Annotated in this window: 1 protein-coding gene and 1 pseudogene; both read left to right on the forward strand. The window is 42.2% G+C overall.

What is annotated here, in order from left to right; genetic code table 11:
- Nucleotides 1-176: pseudogene (locus AK963_RS32565) on the forward strand (IS256 family transposase); the annotation flags it as partial.
- A 407-nt stretch (nt 177-583) separates the two neighbouring features.
- Complete coding sequence (locus tag AK963_RS26445; protein ID WP_175404672.1) at nt 584-3,688, forward strand: PAS domain-containing hybrid sensor histidine kinase/response regulator; 3,105 nt, start codon at nt 584-586, stop codon at nt 3,686-3,688.
- The last annotated feature ends 237 nt before the right edge of the window (nt 3,689-3,925 follow it).

Genomic DNA, 3,925 nt, shown 5'->3' on the forward strand with positions numbered 1-3,925 from the left:
GCGTCATTCGTAAGGCGATCAAGAACCGGAAGATTTTTCGGACTGATGAGTCAGTCATGAAGGTAATCTATCTGGCCATGGAAAAAGCTTCCGAGAAATGGACCATGCCGATCAGGAACTGGAAAGCAGCCATGAACCGGTTTGAAATTATGTTTCCTGACCGGTTCAAGGAGTAATAGTTTTGGTGGCGTTTACACAGAATTATTTACAGGCTCAGAGACCAATAGTATTGATTATGATGTTTGGTAGTAATGTTCTGATAAATGTGACGTCACTCTGTTTAATCTATTTATGGAAATAATTTGGTTTTATGGCCACATCTATCCGTCAGAAGATTACGCTATTTAACTTACTCCCTGCTATATTTTTTTATTGTATAATTACTTTTGTTTTTTTGTATTTTACATTTCGTACGGCCTCTGAAGAAATCGGGAGAAGGCATCTTAATGAAACATTGCGATATGCAGCAATCGTAGATACGAGCGTTAGTAAAGTTATTTTGGCTGGCCGGGCTCTATCTTTATCCGTTAGTGATTATTCTTATCATGATCTTTCCTTAAAAGTTGTTTCAATATTCAAAGATATGCCCTATGTACATTCAGTATCGATTGTTGAGTTTGAAAAAAAAGGTGGGGGGGCGATAAAAAGCAAAGAGTATGTCTATTTTGATTGGGTGGATAAAAAGTTTGTTTCCAGCGGTCAAGAACCAGAGTACTCTATTCCTGATCAGGTCTATTTCTCAATAAAAAATGATTCAGAATATGGATGGTATGTTAATACTGAATTAACAGGATCTGTTTTTTATACCAGCTTTCTTGTCAGAGTGTCTGATGATAGTCATAGAACCCGCTTTCTAAGGCTTGATCTTGATGCTACTAAACTGGTAAGTCTTCCCATAAATCTTGATTTTAGGGTTCGCCTGATTATCGCAGACCCCGCCGGCAATATTGTTTATGCCAATGGTATATCGCTACTGAAGTATAGAACCATTGAAAAATTCTCAAAGCGAGGCCCTTGTGAGGGTAGTGGTGAGCTTTATTTTCCTTCAGAGAGCGGCAGCTCGTTCAAGCATTTACTTTATAGCCCTATTAAGCCTTCAGAGGCTGATGAGCCTTGCGGCTTTATGAAAGATGTTTTGCGTAATGTCGTTGAGGAGGAACGGCTCGTCAGTGTTCGTATTCTTGCCAGAGGGAGTTATAAGTGGTCGGCTGCGGTTCCTGTTAAGTCCACCGGCTGGTTTCTCAGTTACAGCATACTGGAAATTGATATCATGAAGCCAGTCTATAAACAGGCCTTTCTGAGCGCAAGCCTGATTGGTCTGGCTATGATTTTATCAATTATATGTTTATGGGGGGTATCAGGCAGGATTACGCGCCCTCTGAACGAATTAAAACGTCAAATGAATACGTTCGGTTTTTTACCAAGTGACTCAAGTGAAAACGTCCAGGATTCAAAGGACGAGGCTGTTAGTCTGAGCAGAAGCTTTATCAGGTTAAAGGAGAGGCTTTTAAACAGAGAAGAAGCGTTGCAAAAAGCAAGAGCTCAAAATATGGCCAGCCTTGTCCAGCAGTTAAGAGGAGGGTATTTCTATTTTCATCTGGCCAGCTCAGGTGATATTACCTACGTAAGCCCATCAATTGCTTCAGTTCTGGGGTTCACCGTAGAGGAATTCTCTGGAAACATACAGGGCTATTTAACAGGTTCAGTAATTAACGATACGTTTCGAGGTGTTCTGAAGCAATTGCCAAAGGGTGTTTGGCATGAAACATTTGAACTGGAGGTTTCTCATAAAAACGGTTCCATTCGCTGTATTGAAGTGAGTTGTGCGGGACACTCTAATAAAAGCTCTCTTGCCCAGAAGAACGCAGGCCAATACGTCGACAGCATTGAGTGTATGGGGAATGATATTACCCACCTTGTCCGTGATACGGAAAAATTCAAGGCTCTGATCGCAGGTTCTCCAGATGCAATTGTCATCACCGATATTGCTGGTGTTATCAATCTTGTGAATCCGAGGGTTGAAGACCTTTTCTGCTATCGTGAGTGTGATTTGCTGGGGCTTCCTCTAGCACTGTTAATTGATCCTGAGTGCCGGTCAGACCTGGTGCTTCTGAGGAAGCTGGACTCAGAGGATATTGGGAGTCATTGTCTGGATGCGAAGCTCTCCCGTGGAGTTGATAAGTATGGTCATGGGTTTCCAGTTGAGATATCCAGTAATGTTCTGACAACAGCTGATGGCTTGCTGATATCCATTGTCTTTCGTGATATCACACAAAGAAAGCAGATCGAAGGCGAGTTACTGAAGGCTAAAGAAACTGCAGAAAAGGCGAGCCAGGCAAAATCATTATTCCTGTCGCATATCAGCCATGAACTGAGAACCCCTCTTAATGGTGTCCTTGGTTATGCGCAGCTGCTGTTATCGGATAGTGATATTCCTGAGAAATACAGAGAAAGCCTGTCATCCCTTGAAGCCTGTGGGTTACATCTTTTGACGATGATTAATGACATTCTGGATATTACCAAGATTGAAAGTGGTGCTGTTAGAAGTCAGATGGTCCCTTTTAATCTCAAGGTGACCCTGGATATGGTGTTTGCCAATTTTCGTGAAAGTGCGAAAGTCAAAGGTCTGGATTTGCTTTTTGATATTCATCCTCATGTGCAGTTGGAGATAGTTGGGGATAACATCAAGCTTCGCCAGGTGTTGATCAACTTGATTGGGAATGCTGTAAAGTTTACTGACTCCGGAAGTGTCTATTTAAAGGTTTTTATACATGCTGAAAAGCTTCAATTTGAAGTGCTTGATAGTGGTGTGGGTATTTTATCATCAGATTTGGCGCAGCTGTTCCAGCCATTTACTCAGTTAAAGAAAGGGCAGGAGTGTGGAGGTGCTGGTTTGGGGTTGTCTATCAGTTATCGTCTGGTGGAAGCAATGGGGGGGGAACTTGAGGTTGAGAGTGAGCCTGGAAAAGGAAGTCGTTTCTATTTCAGTATTCCATATCAGATATGCCATGTGGAAAGCAGAAAGGTTTTGGCAGACTCGTCCTATGGAGACCCAGGATCTGATATAAAACCAGAACTCTTTAATAAGCGTCAAATTCTGGTAGTTGATGATAGCGCTAATAATAGGGATATGTTGGTAAAAGCACTTAAGTCTAAATCTTTTCATGTTGACTCTGCAGAGGGAGGGCTTGAAGCAGTAGAAAGATGCAGAACCACTCGCTACGACCTTATTTTGATGGATCTTAGGATGCCCGATCTGGATGGCTTTGATACTGCCCGGGCGATTCACAGTATCAGTAGGCAACGAACGATAAAGATTATGGCAGTTTCTGCCAGTGTATCAGAGCAGACCAGGATGAAAATTGCTGACTCAGGGTTTTGTGGTTTTATTGCAAAACCAGTGCGCTTCGATGAGTTGTTTCATTGTATTTATAACCATTTGGAAAACGATAACGGTTTGTCTTCTGATTTGCTTCTCTCCGATGTATGCAAGAAAGAAATGATGACTGCGTTGAAGCTCTCACTTGATATAGGTGACCTGAAGACACTTGAAGAAAAAGCGGAAGGATGGTCTATGAAACCGGGTTTTGGCAGTATTCCCGAAAAAATTATCGAGTTGTGCAAACTGCTTGATGTCATGGGGCTGGAGGCACTATATAACGCTTTACAGAAGCATTCTGACTCCTGACTTCAGTATCAACGGTGCAAAACAGTGTCGGCTATACTGCCCGGTTTTCCTGACTTCTGTAGGGTATCTGTAAATCTGATTTGATCTCTCCCTCTGACATGCTATTCATCATACCAATCGCATTTTCTAAATCCTTAAGCTGCCGCCAACTATGCTTAGGCATCATTACCATGCATTATCTAGAACAGATGTCTCGTCGACCACAGCTACCCGAAGGTTTTAATGATGTTGATTTTC

It is taken from the genome of Endozoicomonas atrinae (assembly GCF_001647025.1).
In the GTDB taxonomy this organism is placed as follows: domain Bacteria; phylum Pseudomonadota; class Gammaproteobacteria; order Pseudomonadales; family Endozoicomonadaceae; genus Endozoicomonas; species Endozoicomonas atrinae.

What these genes read in the sequence shown, in the direction of transcription:
- AK963_RS26445 (WP_175404672.1), top strand. Translation starts at nt 584, where the DNA reads ATGCCCTATGTACATTCAGTATCGATTGTTGAGTTTGAAAAAAAAGGT.